The following is a 22,561-nucleotide window of genomic DNA, read 5'->3' on the forward strand; positions in this document are numbered from 1 at the left end:
AAATCAATTATCATATGATAATTGATTATTTAATTACTTTAATTTTTTTAGTTAAAGTGGTGGTTCCGTAAGTTTTAGTTGACTTGAAACCTACTTTAACGGTATATTTTTTGTTTGCTTTTAAGTTAACAGTAAGTTTTGCCTGTCCTTTGCTGTTTGTTGTTTTGTAAATTGTTTTTCCGTTAATTTTAAATTTAACCTTAACATTATTTATTGCTTTTTTATTCGCATCTTTAAAAGTAACAACAAACTGTTTATTTTTACGGACTGTTGTTTTTGAAGCCTTTATAGTAGGTTTGACTACTTTAACTTTAATGGTTTTTTCACTTCCGGTATAATATTTGTTTCCCTTGTAGGTAACTTTAACATTGAAAGTTTTAACAGTGTCCTTAATCTGAAAGCTGGCAATTCCGTTGCTGTTGGTAGTTGCGGTATATGTTTTTCCTGCCATTTTGATGGAAACTTTTTGACCCTTTATGGCCTTATTATAACAGTTCACCAGTTTAACAGACAGCTTTTTGCCGCTTTTGTAATATTTGTTAAAATCATTTACAATCAATGTGGAATATTTTGAATTAACTGCCAATTCCATTTTCTGATTGTCTATTTTTGCATAAACTAACTCATCATAACTTTCAGGCTTAATATTGAAAGTTGCAACGCCGTTTTCCAGTTTTTTCGTAATTCTTGTTGAAGTGGTATATACCGTTACTTCCAGCGGTAGATTAACGCTTCCGTCTAATTTGCGGATTTCTTTTGTTTCGTTGTCATAGTAATAATTCAAATCTACAGTCAGGACATTATTTTTATTCATATAAACAACGCCGTCATTTGCCGAAAATGTCATAACCAGCCATCTGGAAGCATTTATCTTATCCGGTCTGTGGTCTCCGTCATGTGGAGAGTAATAATATGGGCTTATGTTGTTTTGCCCCCACCAGCAGTAAAGTACAGTTGCATTGTCATCTAAGGAAATGTCTCCGTAGGATCTTCCTTTTATCATATAGTTTCCCACAATTGCACAGTTCTCCATTATAAGCTCAGTGTCTTTGAAATTGTTGGTCACTACTCCGTGGTATCCTGCATGATTCTGTTCAAAAATGGTGTTGTAAACTTTTGTTATAACATGCTGGCCGCTTGGAGGTGCTAGAATTGCAGCCGCATAATATTGAACATCATTGTATCCGAAATAACTGTTGTTAATGAGGGCATAATTATGGTTGCTTATTCCTCCTGCGGTGTAGTTTGTAGTCAGATATTCGAATCTGCAGTTGTTGATTGTTGCATTTCCAAGGTTTAACATGGCTGCTGCTGAGTATACTGCAAAATTCTTTGAAAATATGCATCCGTCCAGGTTAATTATTCCATTTGTTGCAATACATCCTCCTACACTTTCCTTTGCAGTCAGATAGTTTCCGGTAAAATTGGAATTTTTAATATTGGTTTTTCCATATGTGTAAAGGACGCCTCCATATTGGTGAGCGCTGTTGTTTATAAAACAAGTATTTTCAATATTTAAAGTTCCGAGGTTATTGTATATTGCTCCTCCGTTTTTATATCCTCGGGAATTGCTTAAAATACAATTTTTAATTATAATTTCTCCGCCTTCATTATGAATCAGTCCTCCGTTGTCATCCAAATTCCCGTTTGTTAAAGTAAGATTAATTAAAGTTAATTTGCTGTTTGAATTCATTGTAAATAATCTTCCAAGAGATTCGCAGTCTATTACTGTATTTTCTTTGGATTTGCCGATAAGTTCTACTGACTTGTCCACTGTGAGGTTTCTGTTGTTTTCACCTGCATATCTGCCTTCATTCAGGTATACTGTAGTATCATTCGATGTATAATCTATAGCATATCTTAAGCTTTTAAAAGGATTTTTTTGACTTCCGTCTCCTGAATCATCATCACCTTCAGGTGAAATGTGCACTTCAAATGTATCAGAACTGGTAACTGTAGTGTTAAAATCGTCTACAGCACTGACACAACTTATTGTTGTTATAATTGACAAAATTACTAAAAGTAGTGAAATTTGTTTACATCGTTTATTCATTTTTTCCTCCATATGTAAAAACGTTCTTATTGATAGTAGTTTATAAAAATAAATTAATAAAGATATCTAAAAAATTTCGATGATGTGAAATGGAGGGGTGATTTAAAATTTGGTGTGATTCTAATAAAAAAAGTGTTAGAGAATGAAATCTCTATCTGCAAACTTTTTCTATTTTTTTTCTAAGTTTTTCAACGGAATTTCCTAAAGCAAGTGCACTGTACATTGCTCCACCGGCGCCTGCACCTTCTTTAACAAATCCTTTGAGGTAATTTTTAAGTCCGCCATGTTCGGATTCTTCAAATTTCGGATCAACCACGTTAACGGTAATGTTGCCGTCAATCTGTTTTAATATTCCGAATAAATCTGCGGTTTCATCACCTGCCACATAAACTGTGGTTGCAAGATTAATTCTTGAAAAATCAAATGTAGGCTGTACGGATTTTATAATAGCGCATGCTGCGGCCATCTGAGTTCCACCCGCTAAAATAATTGGAATGTCTGAACCCAATACAATTCCTGCTATTGCCGGCAGTGTAGGATCACCTACTGCACCGATTGCCTGCATTGCATCAATATCATCAGTTTTAGGGTCAAGTCCCGCATTTTTAAGTCCCTCATCAACGACTTTGCTTTTCATGTCATGAGGATTGTGAGGCATGCTTCCGCTTACTTTTTCATTTGCGTCATATCCGAGTGCCCTCAGGACTCCCAAAGCGGTTGTAGTTCCTGCAGCAATACTTTCACCAATCAAAAGCATTTCATGTCTTCTTGATAATTCGGCACCTAAATCCTTTGCATTTTCAAATATTTCCAGTGGATTTAAAACACCTTTTCCGGTTCTTATATCTCTTCCATAGTCTTTTCCAAGGTTTACGTATTCCACATCGGGTTTGATTTTGGAACCTGCATCAACAATAACGAATGGGATGTTTGAAAGTTGAAGTGCCGCTTTTGTCAGTCTTGCTGGTGTAGGTGCAGCTTCATCTCCCACTACGGTTTCAGCTGGAGCATCACAGCATCTCACTTCTCCCAAAACCATAAATTCTACATCTGAAGCGGGAGTATATTCTGTTAAATCAGCTGAAGGGCCTGCACCTGAAATTCCATCAATCAATGATGTTTCAGTTGTTCCAATTGTAAGTAAAAATACCGGATCGTCACATTCCTGTAATTTTCTGGTTAATTCATCTGATCCGTAGGTTTTTATTCCATCAATCATCTTTTTCACCTTGTTTTTTCAACAAATCAATAATGATTTTATTCTGATTAATAATCTTTTTATTTTGAAGCATAATTTTCTTTAACATTTCCATTTCCGGAAGTTCATCATCGGTTTTAAATGTCTTCCCGTCTCTTGCTCTTGGCGGAATTCTAATCTGCTCTTTTGGAGGAAGCTTATTTTCTTCTTTCGGCATTTTTGGAATTACTCCTCTAGATGCGCTGTCTTCTCTAGAGATAAAATCCACATATCTGTGTGTAACCTTGTTCTTTCCTCGCTCTTCCAATAATTCCATCAGTCTTTCATCCACATTGTCAACGCCGACAAGCTGTTCCTGCTCTACTTCATGAATTAATCTTTTCTGAATGTTGTATGCGTTATAAATTGGTATTCCTCTGGCATTACATTCGTTTTTGAACATATCATGAATGTTGATGTCTCCAGTTAATTGTTTTACTCTTTTCTGCTCAAGAGTATTAGCACTATAAAATCCCATGTTTTTACTTATGTATCTCTAATTAAAAATATTTTTCATATATGAATTTGTCTAATTTTGATACATTAGTAAAGTATTTATAAATTAAATGTCTAATTATTGTACATAGGTGATATAATGTTAGTGGATATTTTGGGAAAACATCCTCAAATTAAAGTAATTGACTATATGTTATCCTGTCCGTTTCATGAAATGACTAAACAGCAGTTGGCTGTAGGTTCTGAAATATCAAGGTCCACATTAGATAGGTTCATTGAAGATTTTCTTGAATATGGTCTATTGTGTAAAAAGGGATCAAAATATATTGTTAATTCTAAATCTGTATTTATAAAAGAGTTTTATGAAATAAATAAGAAACTTGTGCAAATTGAGATCGAAACACAATCAAATCTTCCTGAAGAGAAATTTTTAGAATATTCTGATAAAGAATTAGATGAAATGTTAAGTGACATTCCTGATGAAGTTGATTTAGATAAATTGGAATTTGAAATCGAATCAAGAGAATTTTATACATTTTCAGGGGATAATTCTGCAAAAAAACCATTTGATTTAATCTTGTTGGGGTGAAATCATGAAAAAAATATCTGATATACCATATGATGAAGAAGTTAAAATAAATGAAAATTCTAAAGTTGTACATGCATCTTCTTTTGGATTAGGCGGGTCTAGTGATGAAATTAGGATAATCGTCTGCGATAAAAAATTAGTATGTAATGATAATGGATTTAAAATAATTAATGAATCAAATTTACAATTGGTAATTAGTAAAAAAACAGCTAAAGATTTAAAAAATCTTTTAGATGAATATATCGATTGAAAAGGGGTGTTTTTGTGAAAACCAACACCATTATTCAAGAGGAAATATTGTTCTTTTTGTACCATGACAAATATTTCAACAAGCGCCACACTCCAATTGTCAATATTTGTAACAAATTATCTCAAATTCCCTGTAAATACATCAAAAGGAATTAAAAAACTTATATAAACTTAAATTAATTAGTTTTAAGAAAACTAAGCATGGTAATGATGTTTTCTTAAATATTAGTAAGAAAAAAGAAATTGAAGAGATAATTTCTAAAAAGCTTGATTCATTATATTCGTTATAAGTTTATATTGATAAAAATTATATAATAAATATAAAATGTTATTTTAAGTGATTATTTTGATAAGTTTAGGAATTGAAGGAACTGCAGAAAAAACCGGTGTGGGAATTGTAGATAGTGACGGAAATATTTTAGCTATGGCTGGAAAACAGCTATTTCCAGAAGAAGGCGGAATTCATCCGAGATTAGCTGCAGAACATCATGCAAAATGGATTCCTAAACTGATACCTGAAGCAGTTGACCAGGCAGGTATTTCATATGATGACATTGATTTAGTTTCTTTTTCACAGGGTCCGGGTTTGGGACCTGCATTAAGGATAGTTGCAACATCAGCAAGAACATTGGCGCTGTCTTTAAAAAAACCTATAATAGGCGTTAACCACTGTATAGGTCATGTTGAAGTTGGAAAACTGGACACCGGTGCAGTCAATCCTGTATCACTTTATGTAAGTGGCGGTAACAGTCAGGTCATTGCCTATGAAAGCGGAAGATACCGGATATTCGGTGAAACCTTGGATATTGCAATCGGTAACTGCCTTGATCATTTCGGTCGTGAAAGCGGTCTGGGTCATCCCGGCGGACCGGTCATTGAAAAACTTGCAAAAAAAGGATCATATATTGATTTGCCTTATGTTGTAAAGGGTATGGACTTTTCATTTTCAGGACTGCTTTCTGCAGCATTGCGTGAACATAAAAAAGGAACTCCGATGGAGGATATTTGTTTTTCACTGCAGGAAACTGCATTTTCAATGCTTGTAGAAGTTACCGAACGTGCACTTTCCCACACTCAAAAGGATGAAGTAATGCTTTGCGGAGGGGTTTCTGCAAATTCACGTTTAAGGGAAATGCTCAAGACAATGTCTGAAGAGCATGGAGCCAAATTCTACATGCCTGAGATGAAGCTGTGCGGTGACAATGGAGTTATGATTGCATGGCTTGGGCTTTTGATGTGTAATGAGTTCGGACCTATGGATTTGAAGGATACTGGCATCATCCAGAAATTCAGAACTGATGAAGTTGACATTCCTTGGATTGACAATTCCAAAAGTTATCTGACTTTACCTGACGAACTCATAGCAAAAGGTGCCGAGTCAAATATCGTCAAAGCTGATTATCTTGGTGAAAAAGCAGTTCTGAAAGATAGAATCTCCAAAAAGTACAGGATTCCTGAAATTGACAATAAGATCAGAAAATCAAGGTGCAAGCTTGAAGCAAAACTCCTATCTGATGCTAAAAGAGTGGGAGTAGTCACTCCTGTATTATATGATGTCAATCTTCAGGACAAATCAATTCTGATGGAAGAAATTGACGGTGTAATGGTAAAAGACATTATTGATGATGACTTGGCCTTTAAAATCGGTGTGGAAATATCCAAGCTTCACAGCGGTGACATTATTCACGGGGACATTACCACTTCAAATATAATGCTTAGGGGCGACCAGCTGGTTTTCATTGATTTCGGGCTAGGAAGACATTCTCCTCTTGATGAGGATAAGGCTGTTGATTTGCTTGTGTTAAAGAAATCACTGCAAAGTATAGATTATAATTTAGCGGTTAAATACTTTGATTTGGTTTTGAAAGGATACGGCAATGATAAAGTGGCCAATCATATTGAAGAGATTGAATCCCGTGGAAGATACACTCATTAATCGAGTGATAATTGTCAACTGTTAATCAAATTTTGTTAAAATTAAATAACTCATATCGACCCAAATTATATTCAACCATCACATATAATAAAAATCACCATCATATTTAAAAATATGATAACATTTATAACTGGTAACGAACATAAAGTTAAAGAAGCAGAGAACATTTTCAAAGATTATGACATAAACTTGAAGCATATTGATTTAGGTTACGAAGAACCTCAGGGAACTCTTGAGGAAGTGGCTATATCAGGCGCAAAATATGCTTGTCATGAACTTGACTGTCCTGTGATTGTTGAAGATGCTGGTTTATTCATTAAAGCTTTAAACGGATTTCCGGGAACATATTCTCATTATGTTCAGGATACTTTAGGAAATCAGGGAATTTTAAAGTTATTAGCAGATTCAAATGACCGTTATGCCGAATTCAGGTCAGTTATTGGGTACTGTGCCCCCAATTCTGAGCCCAAGACTTTTTTAGGCAAGGTGTCAGGTGAAATCGCAGTTGAAGAAAGAGGAGATTTAGGATTTGCTTTTGATCCGATTTTCTATGTTCCTAGTCTGGATAAGACTTTTGGAGAACTTACAACTGATGAAAAAAACCAATTTTCACATAGAAAAAATTCTTTAGAACAATTCATTAAATGGTATTCTTCTAGAGAATAGTATATAATTGGGCTTATTTAAGATTTAAAAAATTTAAAGAGGTTTATATTATGGCAAGACCAGAATGGGTAACTTACAGTGATGAAGAAATTGAAGAAATGATTTTAAAATTTAACAGAGAAGGTAAAAGTACTTCCGAAATCGGTATTGTATTAAGAGACCAATACGGAATCCCTTCAGTTAAAGATGTAACTGGTGAAAGAATTACTGAAATCTTAAGAAGAAACGGTCAGGCTGGAGAATATCCGGAAGACTTAATGAACTTAATCAGAAGAGCAGTAAACATCAGAGATCACTTAGAAGAAAACCCAAAAGACTTACACTCAAAAAGAGGATTAACTATCATTGAATCCAGAATCAGAAGATTAGCTTCCTACTACGTAAGTGAAGGTAGATTACCAGAAGGTTGGAGATATAATCCAAGAGAAGCAGCACTCCTTGTTAAATAGAGCTAGTGAAGCTACAAGTATGCTCAAAGAGCATATGGAAAATGATTCAGTTATAAGATTAATTTCTCATAACGATGCTGATGGAATTTCAGCAGCTGCTGTTATAGCAAATGCTTTGGCTGAAGAAGATGTACAGTTTCATACTTCCAGCATCCCACGTCTAAAAGAAGAAGATGTTAATCATCTCAGAAGTGAAAAATATGATTTATTTATTTTCACAGACATGGGAAGTCCTTTCATTAAGGAATTTAACACCTATAAGCATGATGTTATTGTAGCAGACCACCACCAGGTGGATGACACAGAAAGCGAAAGCAATGTCGTCCACGTCAATCCTCACCTTTTCGGTGTTGACGGAAGCAGGGATTTATGTGGTGCAGGTTCTGCTTATTTGACCATTCGTGATTTGGACAAAAAACATTTGGCATACTATGCACTTGTCGGTGCATTTGGAGATATGCAGGGACAAAGCGGCTTTACAGGTGTTAACAGATTAATCCTTGATGATGCACTTGAAAGCGGAAATCTGGAAATTCATGAAGGTTTAAAGATTGTTTCAAAATCAACCGAACCGATTTTCAAATCCCTTGCTTATACATTTTCACCGCCTCTTCCTGGAATCAGCGGTGATTTGGATGGTGCCCGTGAATTTTTAGAGAGGATGAATTTGTCCTACGGTATCAAATTCACAGATATGGAAGATGAAGAAAAAGATTTGCTTAAAGATGCACTTATTAACATAAACCCTGATATTTTCGGTGACTGTTACACTGTACCTAAACAGGTACCTATGCTTAGGGATTTGGAAGAATTCTCCTACATTCTTGATGCATGCGGCAAAAATAAAAAACAGGGCTTAGGTTTAAGCATTGCTTTGGGCGAAAAGGATCAGGCTTTGGATGCTGCCTTAAGATTTCAGCGCCAGTACCGTGACCAGATTGTTAAAGGCCTTCAGTGGGCTAAAAAAGAAGGAGCTCAGCAATTGAATTCTATACAATATTTGTATAGTGAAGATAAAGTTTTAAAATCTGTAATGGGAACTATTGCAAGTATAGGATTGTCCGTTGAGATACTTGATGAGTCAAAACCTGTCATTGGAATGTCAAGACTGCACAATGACATTAAAATTTCAGGCAGAACAACAAGAGACATGGTTGAAAAAGGCGTTAATTTAGGCAAAGCTTTAAAAGACTCTTCAAACAATTTCGGCGGAACCGGCGGGGGCCACGATATTGCAGCAGGTGCTATGATACCTTATGAAAGCAAAGACAATTTCCTGCACATACTTGATGAAATGGTTGAATATCAGTTAAGTGGTGAATAATATGTTTTTAACAAACGAAGAACAACAAATGTGTGACGGAGAGTTTGGTGAAACTATTAGAAAAAGTATGGATATTCTTGTTGCATTAGGGGATATCTATGGTGCTTCTAAATTAGTTGATATCACTTCCGCACAGGTATCTGGTGTTTCTTACAAAACTATCGGGGATGCTGGTTTAGAATATCTTGAAGATTTGGCTTTAGACGGATCCGGTAAAGCTACTATAAACGCTTCACTCAATCCGCCGGGAACTGATTTGGACAATTGGGAAAAATTAGGTTTTCCAAGGGATTTTGCAATCAAACAAAATCAGATTGTAGATGCATATGCAAATCTGGGAATTTCTAAAACATGTACCTGTACACCATACTTGGTTGGTAACGTTCCAAGATTCAGAGATCATGTTTCATGGTCAGAATCATCTGCTGTTGCATATGTCAACTCAGTAATAGGGGCCAGAACCAATCGTGAAGGAGGTCCTGCAGCTCTTGCAGCAGCAATTGTCGGTAAAACTCCTTTATACGGTTTCCATTTGGCTGAAAACAGACAGGCAAATTTGGTTGTTAATGTTTCCACTGAATTGAAAGGTGCTGATTTTGGTGCATTAGGTTACATTATCGGTAAATTTGTTGGTGGAGGAGTTCCATACTTCAAACTTCAAAACACTCCTAACAACAACGATTTGAAAACCTTGGGTGCGGCACTGGCATCATCAGGTTCAGTTGCACTTTACCATGTGGAAAACGTAACTCCTGAAGCTGATTTGATAAACAGTGATGAAATTGAAGATATCATGTTTATTTCCGATAAGGAAATTAATGAAACCCGTGAAAAATTAACAACTACTGACAGGGACCCTGATTTGATTTGTTTAGGATGTCCTCATGCATCACTTGAAGAAATTAAACAAGTGGCTGAAATAGTACAAGGTAAAACTATTAAAAATAAACTGTGGATTTGTACATCTGTCAGTGTTAAAGCTACTGCTGACAGGATGGGCTACACTGAAACCATTGAAAAAGCAGGCGGAAACGTAGTATGCGACACCTGTATGGTTGTTGCTCCTATCGAAGATATGGGCTTTGAAGTAATCGGTGTAAATTCCGCAAAAGCAGCAAATTATGTTCCATCAATGTGCGGACTTGATGTTGTTTATAATGATGTAGAAAATCTTATTCGGTTTGAATAAGATTTTTAAATTCTTTTTTTTCGAATTTAATTAATTTTAATTAATATGCTTATTTTTTGTTAAAACTTTAAATTACATAAACTCTATAAATTAAACTAATAGAAATTGTGAGGAAGACTTTTTATGAATTATTTAATTGTTGGTGCCGGAAATGCAAGCAGGCCTGTTGCAAGATTGCTTAATTATTTAGGCCATGATGTTACTGTAACTGATTTGAAAGACTTGTCTGAATTTAAAATCGAGTTTCAAAGAAGTTTAATCGAAATGGAAAAAGAAGGAGTTAACTTGGATTTAGCAAATAAAGAACCTTCAGTCGAAGGTTTTGATGCAGCTTACATGCCTCCTACATTACCTGATTCAGCTCCTATTGCACAGCAAATTAAAAATTCAAATTTAAAGGTCTTGACAAATGAAGAATTCTCACAAACAGTTAATGATTTGATTCCTGTTGATATTATCGGAATCACCGGAACTATGGGCAAAACCACCACTACATTCATTACAACAAGTCTGTTTAAGCAGGCAGGTTACAATGTATGGTCCTGCTCATCCCTGGTAAATAATCTTGTTTCAGAAGCAATTATTGACGGTATTGTTAAAGGCAAGCCGCAAGAATGTGACATTGCTATTTTTGAACTTCCTCACGGCACAATCGGTCTTCTTGACAGATTGGATATTAAAATAGGTCTTTTGACAAATATTGCCGAAGACCATCTCTCCGAGTTTGGAGGCTCACTTGAAAAATACCAGAAGCGTAAACTGGTTCTCGAAGCAATGAGCGAAACATTTATAGCAAACAATTCCTGTCGTGACATAATAGAAAACGTCAGGGACAACGCAATATACTATGCTTTGGATGAGGATGTTGATTTCAAAGGAACTGCCGGAGACAAGTCATTAACAATAAAATCCAAAGATGTGGAATTCACAACTCCATTTCATATGATGAGCTATTTCTTTGAAAATTCTGTTGCCGCATCTGCTGTTGCATTGACATACGGTGTTGAAAAGCAGGACATTATTGACGCGTTAACAGTATTTAAAGGATTGCCTGCTCATATGGAAGATGTGGGGGACTATAACGGAAGGAAAGTTATTCTTGATTCCGCATTCTTGTATGACGGTATGAAAATTACTTTGGACTACTTTAAAGATGAAAGCGTAGTCCTGTTCTTGGATCATTTTGATACATTATCTGTTAGAGATAAGGCAGAAGTTGGCGAACTGGTAAGCGGATATGACATAAAGACAGTTATTGCAAGCGGTTTTAATGAAGTTACTCAGGAAGTGGAAATGGAAGCCGCCAATGAGATTTTAGATGCAATAACCAATCCTGAAATCGAAAAAGTGGCTGTGGAAAACATTGAAATTGCAGCATGTGAAACATTCAGATATTCCGAACCGGGAGATATAATTCTCCATATGGGTCCGCTTATAGCATATGACAGGCTGACTACTGTCGAAAAAATTATGAGAGGACTTGAAGAGGGGAGTAAAAAGTATGAATAAAAATAAAACCTTTGGAGTTATTGGTGTTTGCGGTGCAAACGGTAATTTAATAGCTAGAATTTTAAAGCAAAGAGGATATGATGTAATTGCAACAGATTTATCCTTCAAAAAAGATTGCCGATTTGCTAATGCTTTGGAAGGTTACGATATTGAAGTATATTACGGCAAAACTCCTGAAAAATTTTTTAAGGATGCAGATTACATAATACCTCCTGCAAGTCTGCCTAAAGATTCTGAAATACTTAAAAATTGCGATAAACCTATTTTGGAATTATGTGACATTATTGAAATGATTAAACCTGAAAAGCCGGTGTTCGGAATAACCGGAACTAACGGTAAAACCACTTCAACCACTCTTTTAAAAAGAATTGCTTATGATAATGGAATTAAACCTTGTGAACATGATTTGGAAGGCATGCAGGGCAATGCCGAATTCATCCCGATTTTACAGTCAAGATTAAACGGGGATGTAGGTATTCTTGAAGTCGGAACATTCGGAGTACCTGGCACTGTTGGAAGAATTGTTAAAAATACTCAAATGTCAGGAGGTTTAATTACAAACATTACTCCGGATCATTTAAGAGATCTCGGAAGTTTTATGGATTATGCAAATGTTAAAGGTGAATTCATAAAAGAACTGGGAATCGGCCAGCTGATTGTAAACGGTCATGACCCGACCATAATGGGACTTTTACGTGAACTTGACTTTAAAGGTGAGGTTATCACATTCGGTGTTGACGAGCTTCCGGATTCAATTGGTATGAAAGAATGTGTCTGCGGAGAGGAAATTGCAGTTAAAGAGATTATCTCCGGTTGCGGATATTATTTCTGTAAATGTGGAATAACAACTCCTCAGGTAGACTACATTGCAACTAACGTGGATTTGCCTAATAGGACTTTTGATTTGCACACTCCAACTGAAAAATTAACAGTTAAAATGGGTGTTGACGGGCTTCACAATGTTTACAATTTAACAGGTGTAATCATTGCAGCTCATAAATTCCTCGACCTGCCTTATGATAAGATTTTACCTACAATTGCCAGTTTTACCGGTGTAAGCGGAAGAATGGAAGAGGTAGGTGAGGTGAAAGGCAAAGATATCTTTGTTGATTATGCTCACAATCCTGCAGGTGTGGAAACTGTTTTAAAAGAATTTAAAAAGTTGCATGGTGACTTTACAACTGTAATAACAATATCTTCAGAATCCGGATACACTGGTGATTTGAACATATTCAACAGTGTATTGAAGTTTTCAAAATTCATCGTTCCGGCTTCAACCGCTTCACAAAAAATAGCTTCTGAAAAATTAATTGAAAATCCTAAACTGAATGATCGGATATTTTTAAATTACGTGGATGATTTTGAAAAGACAGGCACTCTAGGCGCTTCTAAAAATCAGGTTCGTGATGGTATTAAAAAAGCTTTAAATTTAGATTGTGAGATGGTAATAGCTATTGGGGAAGCTGCTACCAAATACAAATCTATAGTTTTTGACTTATAATTCGCAAGTTTTTGGTGGATTTCCTGAAAAATCAGCAATAGTTGCTTTTCCGGAAACTGTAAATACTTCAAAAGTTGGATTGTCTGCAGTTTCGTATAATGATTTTACAAGTTCATTTGAATCGATTACTTTCTGTTTTAACTCTAAAGAGTCAGTAAATTCCACTTTACCTGCAATTCTTAACCATGCAAATTCTGGTGTAGCGGTTGTGATTTCACAATTAGGGTTTGCATCCAATTCCTTGAACATTGGTTTGGTGTTTGCTGTACAGAAGTATGGTTTTCCGTCTTCTTCAAAGTAAAAGAGAATTGGTCTTACTTTTGCATTTCCGTCAAGTCCGCTAGTTGCTAAATATATTAATGGATTTTCTTTTAAAAAATTAATTACATCGCTCATTTTTTACATCTCCTTATAATTTGTTGTTTATAGTTTATTTTAATGAATATAAATCGTTTTCGTAACTGTTCAGTAACTAAGTAACTGTTTGGTAACTGTCATTACTTATCAAATGCTCTCACTAATCTTTTATAAATGCTAAAAAATAATATCATAGTAAGGGTTATTGGTATACTCATTTTACATACTCATTAAAAATTTGAAGGTTGAATTATGGCTAATTATATTTCACATCCTTTAATAAAAAAAGATGCAATTGAAGCAAGGTTGTATCAGCAGGTTTTAGCGGGGGATGTATTAAAAAAAGGCAATACTATGGTTGTAGCGCCAACTGCTTTAGGTAAAACTATCGTTGCGATTTTGGTAGCTGCAGATAGGCTTCAAAAAGTTAAAAATTCTAAAGTGCTGGTTCTTGCACCATCAAAGCCTTTAGCCATTCAACATGAAGACAGTTTTAAGGAATTTTTAAATCTTCCCTGCACTTCCATAACCGGTGCAATAAAAACCGATGAAAGAGTAAAAAGGTGGGAAGAGTCCAGAATTGTCTGTGCAACTCCTCAAACTGTAGAATCAGATTTGTTAAACGGCAGATATGATTTAAGCAGTGTTTCACTCATTGTTTTTGATGAATGCCATCATGGTGTCGGATCTTACTCTTATGTATATCTGGCTTCCCGTTATGTTCAGGAATCCAATTTCAATTTAATTTTGGGCCTTACTGCTTCACCTGGGTCTGATAAAGCGAAAATCAAAGAAGTCTGCGCTAACCTTTATATTCAAAATATCGTGGTTAAAACAGAAGACGACCCTGACGTCAGGCCATACTTTAATCCGGTTGAAATAGACTGGGTCAGAGTTAAAATGAGCAGTGAACTTGAAAAAATTAAAAAATATGTTGATAAAGCTTTAAAAGTCAGACTGAAAGCTTTAAAGAATATGGGTATAATCAGAACAGTTTCTGTCGGGAAAGTCGATATTCTAAAGGCAAGAGGAAGAATTCAGGGTGAAATTGCAAGGTCCGTCAATCCGGATAAGGAGTTATTCCAGGCCATTTCCATTTTAAGCGCTGTAATCAATATTCAGCATTCTCAGGAGCTTATTGAAACACAGGGAATTCAGACTTTCAACAAATATATTGCACGTCTGCGTAAGAAAAAAACCAAAGCGGCAAAATCTCTCATGTGGGATGATAACTTTGGAAGAGCTGTTAAGATGGCACGTGATGCTGAAAGACATGGCTGGGAGCATCCGAAACTCAGGGAAGTAACCAGAATTCTTAAAAAAGAGTTAGGTACTGATGACGGTCAGACAAAACTCCAGTCCAGCCGTGTTACAGGCAAGGATGAAAAATCTTCCAAAATAATTGTTTTTACACAATACAGAGACACTCTGGAAATGATACATGAAAAACTTGAAAAGGAAGGAATAAAATCTGCAAAATTCTTTGGTCAGGCTGCAAAAGATGGTCAGAAGGGTCTTACACAAAAAGAACAGAAAGCCATTATCAAGTCATTCAGAATGGGTGAATATGATGTTCTTTTATCCACAAGTGTTGCAGAAGAGGGAATCGATATTCCTGCAGTTGATCTGGTTGTTTTATATGAACCGGTTCCTTCCGAAGTTCGTATGATTCAGAGAAGAGGAAGAACCGGACGTAAAAGAACAGGACGTGTTAAAGTTCTGATTACAAACGGAACAAGGGATGAAGCTTACTACTGGTCAAGCGTTAGAAAAGAAGATAAGATGAAATATCAGCTGATAGACCCTGATGTTTTAGAGGAATTAAATGCTTCAGCTTTAGAGAGAATGGAAGATCAAAAAAGAGTTAAGGTAATTGAAAGGCCTAAAGAAGCTGAAAAAGCAAATCCTCTTGTTTATGCAGATTCCAGGGAAGGAAACTCCAAAGTCATAAGACATCTGTCTGAAATGGAAATTGACGTTAAGGTCAGGTCCATGGCGGTCGGTGACTATCAGGTCAGTGATGAGGTAGTAATTGAGAGAAAAACCGCAAAGGATTTTGTTGATTCAATTATTGATAAAAGATTATTCAAGCAGGCACGTGAATTGTCTGAAGAGTTCAAAAGACCTCTTTTAATTTTAGAGGGGGATGACATTTACAATGGAATGATCCATCCCAATGCTGTGAGGGGAACTCTTGCTGCTATTGCAATTGATTTCGGAATCAGTATAATTCCAACTAGAAACTCCGAGGATACTGCTGCAATGATTAAAAGAATTGCTGTTCGAGAACAGAACGGTGAAAAAACTCATATTCAAATCAGGACAGATAAAAAACCTGTCAGCTTATGGGAACAGCAGCTTTTCATAGTTGAATCATTACCTAATATAGGGCCTGTCAACGCTAAAAATCTGCTTCAGCATTTCGGAAGTGTTGAAAAGGTGATGAATGCTTCTGAAAGTGAACTTCAGGAAGTTGAAGGTATAGGTAAGAAAACTGCTAAAAATATTAGAAAAGTAGTTGAATCAGAATATTTGTATTTTAATAAAGAATCAAAAGAAAAAAAACTTCTTTAATTAGATTTTAAAGTTTTTTTTCATAAATTCATAACTTTTTTCAATGGAATCGAAATCATTTACCTCAATGATATAGATGCCATCATAATTTTTACTCTCAAGATTATTGACTATGCGTTTTAATTCAATAGAGCCTTCACCAAGTGCAAGGTGTGAGTCATCATCACCAAAATTATCATGGATATGTATGTGTTTAATTGAATCAAAAATCATCTCGTCTGGAGAATATCCTGCATGATTTGCATGGCCGATGTCCAGTGTCATAGGCATGTCGAGTGAAACCAGCATTTCATTCAAATCATTGATGTCGGAATAAATCATATTGTCAAAGGTAGGCATATTTTCAATTGTGGTTAAAACGCCTAAATCATCTGAATATTGCTTTATTTGTTTGATGGAATCTATTGCAGTATCATAAACTTTATTTTGGAAATATTTTTTTGCTAAAAAAGGAGCAAGTCCCGGATGAACAACAACTGCTTCTGCATCTATGTGATTTGCCAGATTGATTGAATCCTTAGTCTGTTTTAGAGAATTTCTTCTGCTTTTCCATTGCAGTGCAGCAATATTGATATCCATAAACGGCGCATGGATAGTGTATTTGAGGTTATAGCTGTCTAAAATGTTCATGTTGATGTTTTCTGTAGGATACTGATGCACGATTTCTGCATATCCAATTCCCAGATTCTCAATAAATTCCAATGTCTCTTCCAGTGAGTTTTCTATTCCTGCAAGTGTTGATGCACCAATTTTCATATTATCACGCCTTTCTGACTGCTGTAATTTCCAATCCTATCTCAATTGCTTCCAGGATGAAATCAGACAGTTCAATTCCATTTTTAATTTTTATTTCTCCTTTTTTGGAAGTTGTTGCGGTAAGCAGATATTCTCCGTCAATAAGAATGTCGAAGTTTTGTCTGCCGTTTTCCCTGCCTAAATCCAAAATCATCTGTTTTCTGGTATGAATGATGTCCACTTCAAACGGAGTTTTGTCTACAGGTTTTTCTTCGATTATCTCTACTCCAAGACTTATTCCGATGTCACGTTCAATCTCAGCAATTCTTTTTCCGTTTTTACCTATGATTTTCGGAACGTACTTGTCGGGAATGTAGATGTTTGCTCTGTCAGGTGAAATTACTTCGACCTCTACTTTGGCTTTTTTCGGAAGCATTCTTTTTATTTTTCTTAAGATTTCGGCCTCTGCAATGATGTCTACTGAGGATTTGTGTTTTTCACCATCGGAAGTGCCGTTTACAAGATTCATATCCATTACGATGGTCTGCTCACCATATGTATAAATTTCATTTTTAAGCTCACCGGTTTCAAAGTCCCTTACTTCAATAACCGGCCTTGCAAGATCAGCTTCCTTCATTCCTGTGGGAACTTTAACGGTCATTTTTGTTTCATAAACGCTTGTTACTTTACCGTCTTCAATGTAAATGCTTGTATCTACAATTGACGGAATTACTCCAAGCTCAACTCTGGAAGCGATTCTTTGAATTGCATCTATCGGACGGGTTGCATGAACAACTCCAATCATTCCGACTCCTGCAAGTCTCATATCTGCAAAGATGTTAAAGTCAGTATTCTTTCTAAGCTCATCATAGATTGTATAGTCAGGCCTTACAAGCAGCAGGACATCAGCCGTATTTTCCATACTGCCTTCAAGAGGAGCGTACTGGGTTATTTCATCCGGCAGCTGCAAATCCCTTGGGGACTCCATTGTTTTAACAATCTTGTTTAATTTGTTTGAGTAATATTTTGCAATTGCCTGTACGAATGTTGATTTACCTGCTCCCGGAGAACCTGAAATTAAAATTCCCTCAGCACTTGTTCTAATTCTTTCCAACAGTTTATCTGACAGGTTATATTCATCCAAACTTATATTTGCAACAGGTCTGACTGCAGTAATTTCCAAAGCCTCTGCAAATGGAGGATATGCAATGGAAATTCTGTATTCTCTTGACTGGACAACAAATGATCCTTCCATATCTGATTCCAGATAGGTTTTAGGGTCATTTTTAGCCTTTTCAAGAATCTCTTCAACAATGTATGAAAGCTGTGAGTATGAAGAGGGTTTATTTTCCAGTTTAACAAATTTAATATGTCCCGGAATTCCCTTTTTAGCCATAGGAGCAACATTTTCCTTTAAATGAACAGACATTGTCTCATCATCAAAAAGCCTTTCTATTGACAGGGACTTTTCTTTGTACGCCTGCTTAACGTAATGAACAGGAATTCCCTGAGCTTTAGCAACCTCTGCCTGGACCTTGTCATTTGTAATTAATGTTGCAAATTCTGATTTTGCAAGGTCTCTGATGATGCTGTCAATTTCTCCGCTTTTTGCATATCTGATATCATAATTGGTAGGCCTTTTGCCTTTAAAGCTGATTGCCAGTTCTCCATCATCCTGCATTTCCTGGAGTTTTTTAAGCTCTTCCAGGCCTTTTCTTCCTTCTGCCCTGTTGGCATTGGCCTGATGTTCTAACTCACAAACTACAGCTTCAGGCACAATAATTTCAGGATAGTCAAAATCCCCGTTTTCAATCAAATCACTTACTGCACCTATTATTACTGCGCTTGTGTCTGGTACAATACTTTTCATCTTAATACACGTCTTCTGGATTTACAAGTCTTTCTAAAATTATTTCTAAATCGTTATCTTTCAAATCATCAATGTCCACGTCATTTTCAGTGTTGATTTTTCTAAAAAAGCATGAAAGATAACCTTCATGACATGCTGCACCGGTCTGTTTGATTTTTAAGACAACAGCATCCATGTCACAGTCCACTAAAATTTCTTTAACTTCCTGAAAATGTCCGGAACTTTCTCCTTTGAGCCATAACTGATTTCTTGAAGTGCTCCAGTAATGAGCTTTTCCTGTCTGTATTGTTTTGATTAACGCTTCCTTGTTCATATTGGCAAGCATCAGTATCTGGTTTGTGTCTGCATCCTGTGCAACTGCTGTTATGACTTTAACGCCGTTGATTTCATGTCTGAAGTTAATTTCCATAATTATTCCTCTTTGATAAATTCGATAATACTGTTGATGTCGACCAGTTCCTGTTCTCCGCTTTCCATGTCTTTAACGGTAACTTTGCCTTCCTTCAGGTCATTTTCACCGATAATGATTATTTTCGGAACTTTGATTTTATCTGCGTAATTCATCAGTTTCTTGAATTTCTTGCCGTTCAAATCAACATCCACTTTGACATTGTTTTTTCTTAACTCCTGGGTGATTTCATATGCTTTCGGTCTTACGCTGTCTGAAATTGGAGCTACATAAACATCTAAATGTGACGGCAGTTCTTCTGCATCTGTAAGCTCTTCGATTGCATTCATAAGTCTGTCAAAGCCAAGTGCAAATCCTGTTGATTCCACTTCCTGACCTCCGAATAACTTGACGAGGCTGTATGATCCTCCACCGCAGATTTGCTTTTGGGCACCTAATTCCGGAACATATATCTCAAACACGATTCCTGTGTAGTAGTCAAGCCCTCTTGCAACACCGAGGTTTAATGTATAATTGTCAACTTTAAATGATTCTAAAAGATTAATTAATTCTTTTAACTCATCAAGTGCAGCTTTTGGCTCTTCATATGGAGCTACTAATTCTTCAACATCGCTTATGATGGATTTGTCTCCAACCAGGTCAATGAGTTTTAAAAGTATCTGGTTCAGTTCATCATTTTTGATTACCGGTTCATCACCGCTTAATGATTCTATCAGCAGGTCTTTATCTCCTTTATCGATAACGACCATTATTTCTCTTTGGGTTTCCTGGGAGATGTCAAAGTGCTTGAAAAGACCTCTGATAATTCCGAGATGGTTCACATTGACGTCTGCTGTTGTAATTCCGAGTGCATTGATTGCATCGGTACAAAGTGCAATTACTTCAGCTTCGCCCTGTGGAGTTTTGGCTCCGATCAGTTCGCATCCGAATTGCCAAAATTGTCTGAATCTTCCTTTCTGAGGTCTTTCATATCTGAAACAGCTTCCATAATAATAAAGCTTTATTGGTTTTGTGGAAGTTTTTTCAAGTTCATTTAAGTATAATCTGGCAACAGGAGCGGTAATTTCCGGTCTTAAAGTTAATTCTCTGTCGGATTTGTCTTTAAAATTGTATAACTGATTTACAATTTCTTCTCCTGATTTTGTTGTAAATAATTTTAATTCTTCAAATAAAGGTGTTTTGATTTCCTGATAACCATAATTTTCAAAAACATTTCTTAAGGTAGCTTCTGCTTGTTTACGTTGTCTCATTTCATCAAACAGGAAATCTCTTGTACCTCTTGGTCTTGTAAATTCCATTTTAGCTCTCCTATGAATAAATTTATTATAATTAAACTATGTTTTTTAGCTTTTATATAACCTTTGTTGAATATTGTTTCTCAGATGCTCTCAGGCAACTTGTTAGTAATTTTGGGTATAATTGTTATATATGTTTCGGAAGTGTGATTTTTCACAGTTTCATATATGTGTTTTTGTGCTTTTTTGCACTTAAATTAGGTTTAACTATATTAAAACCAATTGTTTAATTAAAAAACTCTAATGGGGATTGTTATGGTAAAATATAAATTGGTAGATACGCTTTTGTATCAAAGCGAAGAAGGTGCAGTTGAAGGAAAATTCATCATTGGTGAAGATACAATGTGGACCAGTAGAAAAATTGTTTCTGAGATTTTTGGAACCACTGGGCAAAATATTTCTGATCATTTTAGGAATATTGTTAATGAAGGAGAGCTTGAAGAAAAAGAAGTAAGCATAACCTCTAAAGAGCTATTTAAAGATGATTTGGAGTTTAGCAAGGATTTCTTGCAAAACTCTAAAAAAGGAGGTAGACCTCAAATATGGTATAATCTTGATGCAATTATCTCAATCGGATATAGGATCAATTCAAAAGAGGCAACAAACTTTCGTAAATGGTCTAGAGATATTTTAAAGCAATATATGAGAAAAGGTTTTGTAATCAATAAGGAGCTTTTGATAAATGGTGGAAGGTTCACTGAGGAATACTTTGAAGAACTGGTTGACGTAATCCGTGAAATCAGATCTTCTGAACGCAAAGTGTACGAGAAAGTCACTGATCTGTTTGCTACTGCATATGATTACAATAAAAATGCTCAAATTACTAGAGAGTTCTATTCTAAAGTTCAAAACAAGTTGCATTATGCTGTTGTTGGTCTTACTGCTCCTGAAATAATCTATGAAAGAGCTAGCAGTGAAAAAGAGCACATGGGTTTAACTACCTGGTCTAAGGCTCCTGACGGAAAAATATTGCTGAGGGATGCAAAAGTAGCTAAAAATTACTTAACTGAAAAAGAGTTAAAAACTCTAAATCGTGTTGTAAGCATGTATCTTGATTATGCAGAAGACAGGGCTGAACGTCAAATTCCAATGAGCATGAAAGATTGGGCTGAAAGACTGGATAAGTTTTTGGAGTTCTATGAATACTCAGTTTTAAAAGGTAAAGGAAAAATTTCAAGAAAAGAAGTTGATGAGTTTGTTAAATTGGAATATGAAAAATTCAGACCTGTTCAGGATAAACTCTTCAAGTCAGATTATAATAAATTTGATGAGGAAACTAAAAAGTTTTTAGTATAATATGAATCAACTATTATTATATGAATATTAAAGGTAGTACAAATATTGTAGGTTTGATAGGCCATCCTGTAGAGCATAGCTTCTCGCCGCCAATGCACAATGCTGCATTCAAAGCTTTGGATATGGACTATGCGTATGTTGCATTTGATGTTGATCCTTCAGATTTAAAATCAGCTATTGAAGGGGCTCAGTCATTAAATATCAAAGGTTTCAATGTCACTATTCCTCACAAAATTGAAGTAATGCAGTATCTGGATGAACTGGATGAGGTCGCTGAACTGATTGGTGCGGTAAATACGATTGATTTTAAAAATCTGAAAGGATATAATACAGATGGAATCGGCGCTATAAAGGCTATTGAAGCGGTAAGTCCTGTTAAAGATAAGAACGTTATAGTTGCAGGTGCTGGAGGAGCTTCAAGAGCAATATCCTTTTACCTTGCAAAGTATGGTGCCAGTTCAATAACAGTTTTGAATAGAAATGAGGATAAGGCGCAGAGTTTAGCCGGTGACATTCTGGCATCCGATTTGATAGATGATGTAAAAGCAGATTCAATTTCTAAAATTTCAAGCTGCTTAAAAGATGCAGATATTCTGGTCAATACAACTCCTTTGGGCATGCATCCCAACGTTGATGGATCTGTTGCCTCATCAGATGATATGCATGAAAATCTGGTTGTATTTGATGCTGTTTATAATCCTCATGAAACATTACTTTTAAAAGAGGCTGCAAAAGCAGGTGCAAAACCTGTTTACGGAATTAAAATGCTACTTTATCAGGGAGCAGAAAGCTTTAAAATTTGGACAGGCAGTGAACCTCCAATTGATGTAATGGAAAATGCTTTAAAACAATATTTGGGAAGATAAT

20 protein-coding genes are annotated in these 22,561 nt (G+C 35.8%); 12 read left to right on the top strand and 8 right to left on the bottom strand.

Annotated elements, in window-relative coordinates:
- Window positions 1-25 precede the first annotated feature (25 nt).
- The 3 genes from QZN33_RS07560 to QZN33_RS07570 all read right to left on the bottom strand — a co-directional run bounded on the left by QZN33_RS07560 (window position 26) and on the right by QZN33_RS07570 (window position 3,768).
- The gene (locus QZN33_RS07560; protein ID WP_296790589.1) at window positions 26-2,053 is read right to left on the bottom strand and encodes a hypothetical protein; all 2,028 of its coding nucleotides are present in this window, start codon (window positions 2,051-2,053) and stop codon (window positions 26-28) included.
- A 151-nt stretch (window positions 2,054-2,204) separates the two neighbouring features.
- Complete coding sequence (cobT, locus tag QZN33_RS07565) at window positions 2,205-3,272, bottom strand: nicotinate mononucleotide-dependent phosphoribosyltransferase CobT (protein WP_296790591.1); 1,068 nt, start codon at window positions 3,270-3,272, stop codon at window positions 2,205-2,207.
- Window positions 3,265-3,768, bottom strand: a complete 504-nt coding sequence (locus QZN33_RS07570; protein WP_296790593.1) for a hypothetical protein — start codon at window positions 3,766-3,768, stop codon at window positions 3,265-3,267. Before QZN33_RS07570 ends, cobT begins: the two co-directional genes overlap by 8 nt.
- Before the next feature lie 117 nt (window positions 3,769-3,885).
- Here QZN33_RS07570 and QZN33_RS07575 point away from each other — a divergent pair, with 117 nt between their 5' ends.
- From QZN33_RS07575 to QZN33_RS07615, 9 genes are all read left to right on the top strand, one after another.
- Window positions 3,886-4,335 (top strand): hypothetical protein, encoded by a 450-nt coding sequence (locus tag QZN33_RS07575; RefSeq protein WP_296790595.1) that lies wholly within the window; start codon window positions 3,886-3,888, stop codon window positions 4,333-4,335.
- A gap of 4 nt (window positions 4,336-4,339) precedes the next feature.
- On the top strand, window positions 4,340-4,585 hold the full coding sequence (locus QZN33_RS07580; RefSeq protein ID WP_296790597.1) for a hypothetical protein: 246 nt from the start codon (window positions 4,340-4,342) through the stop codon (window positions 4,583-4,585).
- A gap of 336 nt (window positions 4,586-4,921) precedes the next feature.
- Window positions 4,922-6,520 carry a bifunctional N(6)-L-threonylcarbamoyladenine synthase/serine/threonine protein kinase gene (locus QZN33_RS07585; RefSeq protein ID WP_296790599.1) on the top strand — a complete coding sequence of 533 codons (1,599 nt, stop codon included), beginning with the start codon at window positions 4,922-4,924 and terminating at the stop codon, window positions 6,518-6,520.
- Window positions 6,521-6,634: 114 nt separating this feature from the next.
- Entirely contained in the window at window positions 6,635-7,186 is a 552-nt protein-coding gene (locus QZN33_RS07590) for an XTP/dITP diphosphatase (RefSeq protein WP_296790601.1), read from the top strand.
- A 50-nt stretch (window positions 7,187-7,236) separates the two neighbouring features.
- Entirely contained in the window at window positions 7,237-7,635 is a 399-nt protein-coding gene (locus QZN33_RS07595) for a 30S ribosomal protein S15 (RefSeq protein ID WP_296790603.1), read from the top strand.
- Window positions 7,625-8,959, top strand: coding sequence for a DHH family phosphoesterase (locus tag QZN33_RS07600; RefSeq protein ID WP_296790605.1), 1,335 nt, complete (start codon window positions 7,625-7,627; stop codon window positions 8,957-8,959). The genes QZN33_RS07595 and QZN33_RS07600 overlap by 11 nt, the downstream gene beginning before the upstream one ends.
- Before the next feature lies 1 nt (window position 8,960).
- Window positions 8,961-10,148 (top strand): aconitase X catalytic domain-containing protein, encoded by a 1,188-nt coding sequence (locus tag QZN33_RS07605; protein WP_296790607.1) that lies wholly within the window; start codon window positions 8,961-8,963, stop codon window positions 10,146-10,148.
- Between the two features lie 123 nt (window positions 10,149-10,271).
- Complete coding sequence (locus QZN33_RS07610) at window positions 10,272-11,657, top strand: Mur ligase family protein (RefSeq protein WP_296790609.1); 1,386 nt, start codon at window positions 10,272-10,274, stop codon at window positions 11,655-11,657.
- On the top strand, window positions 11,650-13,158 hold the full coding sequence (locus QZN33_RS07615; RefSeq protein WP_296790611.1) for a Mur ligase family protein: 1,509 nt from the start codon (window positions 11,650-11,652) through the stop codon (window positions 13,156-13,158). The genes QZN33_RS07610 and QZN33_RS07615 overlap by 8 nt, the downstream gene beginning before the upstream one ends.
- Here the strand turns inward: QZN33_RS07615 and QZN33_RS07620 are convergent.
- On the bottom strand, window positions 13,153-13,554 hold the full coding sequence (locus QZN33_RS07620) for a pyridoxamine 5'-phosphate oxidase family protein (protein WP_296790613.1): 402 nt from the start codon (window positions 13,552-13,554) through the stop codon (window positions 13,153-13,155). The two genes, QZN33_RS07615 and QZN33_RS07620, sit on opposite strands and share 6 nt — an antisense overlap.
- Window positions 13,555-13,767: 213 nt before the next feature.
- Between QZN33_RS07620 and QZN33_RS07625 the strand changes: the two genes are divergently transcribed.
- A complete protein-coding gene (locus QZN33_RS07625) occupies window positions 13,768-16,089 on the top strand; it encodes a DEAD/DEAH box helicase (protein ID WP_296790615.1) in 2,322 nt (773 codons plus the stop codon).
- On the opposite strand, the gene QZN33_RS07630 is transcribed toward QZN33_RS07625, so the two are convergent.
- Genes QZN33_RS07630 through hisS form a run of 4 tightly spaced genes read right to left on the bottom strand, consistent with a single transcriptional unit; the run spans window position 16,090 to window position 20,401 of the window.
- Entirely contained in the window at window positions 16,090-16,845 is a 756-nt protein-coding gene (locus QZN33_RS07630) for a sugar phosphate isomerase/epimerase (protein ID WP_296790617.1), read from the bottom strand. It abuts the gene before it with no gap.
- 4 nt (window positions 16,846-16,849) lie between these two features.
- Window positions 16,850-18,694 carry a PINc/VapC family ATPase gene (locus QZN33_RS07635; protein ID WP_296790619.1) on the bottom strand — a complete coding sequence of 615 codons (1,845 nt, stop codon included), beginning with the start codon at window positions 18,692-18,694 and terminating at the stop codon, window positions 16,850-16,852.
- Window position 18,695: 1 nt separating this feature from the next.
- Window positions 18,696-19,103 carry a phosphoribosyl-AMP cyclohydrolase gene (hisI, locus tag QZN33_RS07640; RefSeq protein ID WP_296790621.1) on the bottom strand — a complete coding sequence of 136 codons (408 nt, stop codon included), beginning with the start codon at window positions 19,101-19,103 and terminating at the stop codon, window positions 18,696-18,698.
- 2 nt (window positions 19,104-19,105) lie between these two features.
- Window positions 19,106-20,401, bottom strand: a complete 1,296-nt coding sequence (gene hisS / locus QZN33_RS07645) for a histidine--tRNA ligase (protein WP_296790623.1) — start codon at window positions 20,399-20,401, stop codon at window positions 19,106-19,108.
- A 252-nt stretch (window positions 20,402-20,653) separates the two neighbouring features.
- Between hisS and rhuM the strand changes: the two genes are divergently transcribed.
- Together rhuM and QZN33_RS07655 are read left to right on the top strand one after the other, a co-directional pair.
- A complete protein-coding gene (gene rhuM / locus QZN33_RS07650) occupies window positions 20,654-21,694 on the top strand; it encodes a RhuM family protein (RefSeq protein WP_296790625.1) in 1,041 nt (346 codons plus the stop codon).
- A gap of 20 nt (window positions 21,695-21,714) precedes the next feature.
- On the top strand, window positions 21,715-22,560 hold the full coding sequence (locus QZN33_RS07655; RefSeq protein ID WP_296790627.1) for a shikimate dehydrogenase: 846 nt from the start codon (window positions 21,715-21,717) through the stop codon (window positions 22,558-22,560).
- The last annotated feature ends 1 nt before the right edge of the window (window position 22,561 follow it).

This window comes from uncultured Methanobrevibacter sp. (assembly GCF_900314615.1).
In the GTDB taxonomy this organism is placed as follows: Archaea; Methanobacteriota; Methanobacteria; order Methanobacteriales; family Methanobacteriaceae; genus Methanocatella.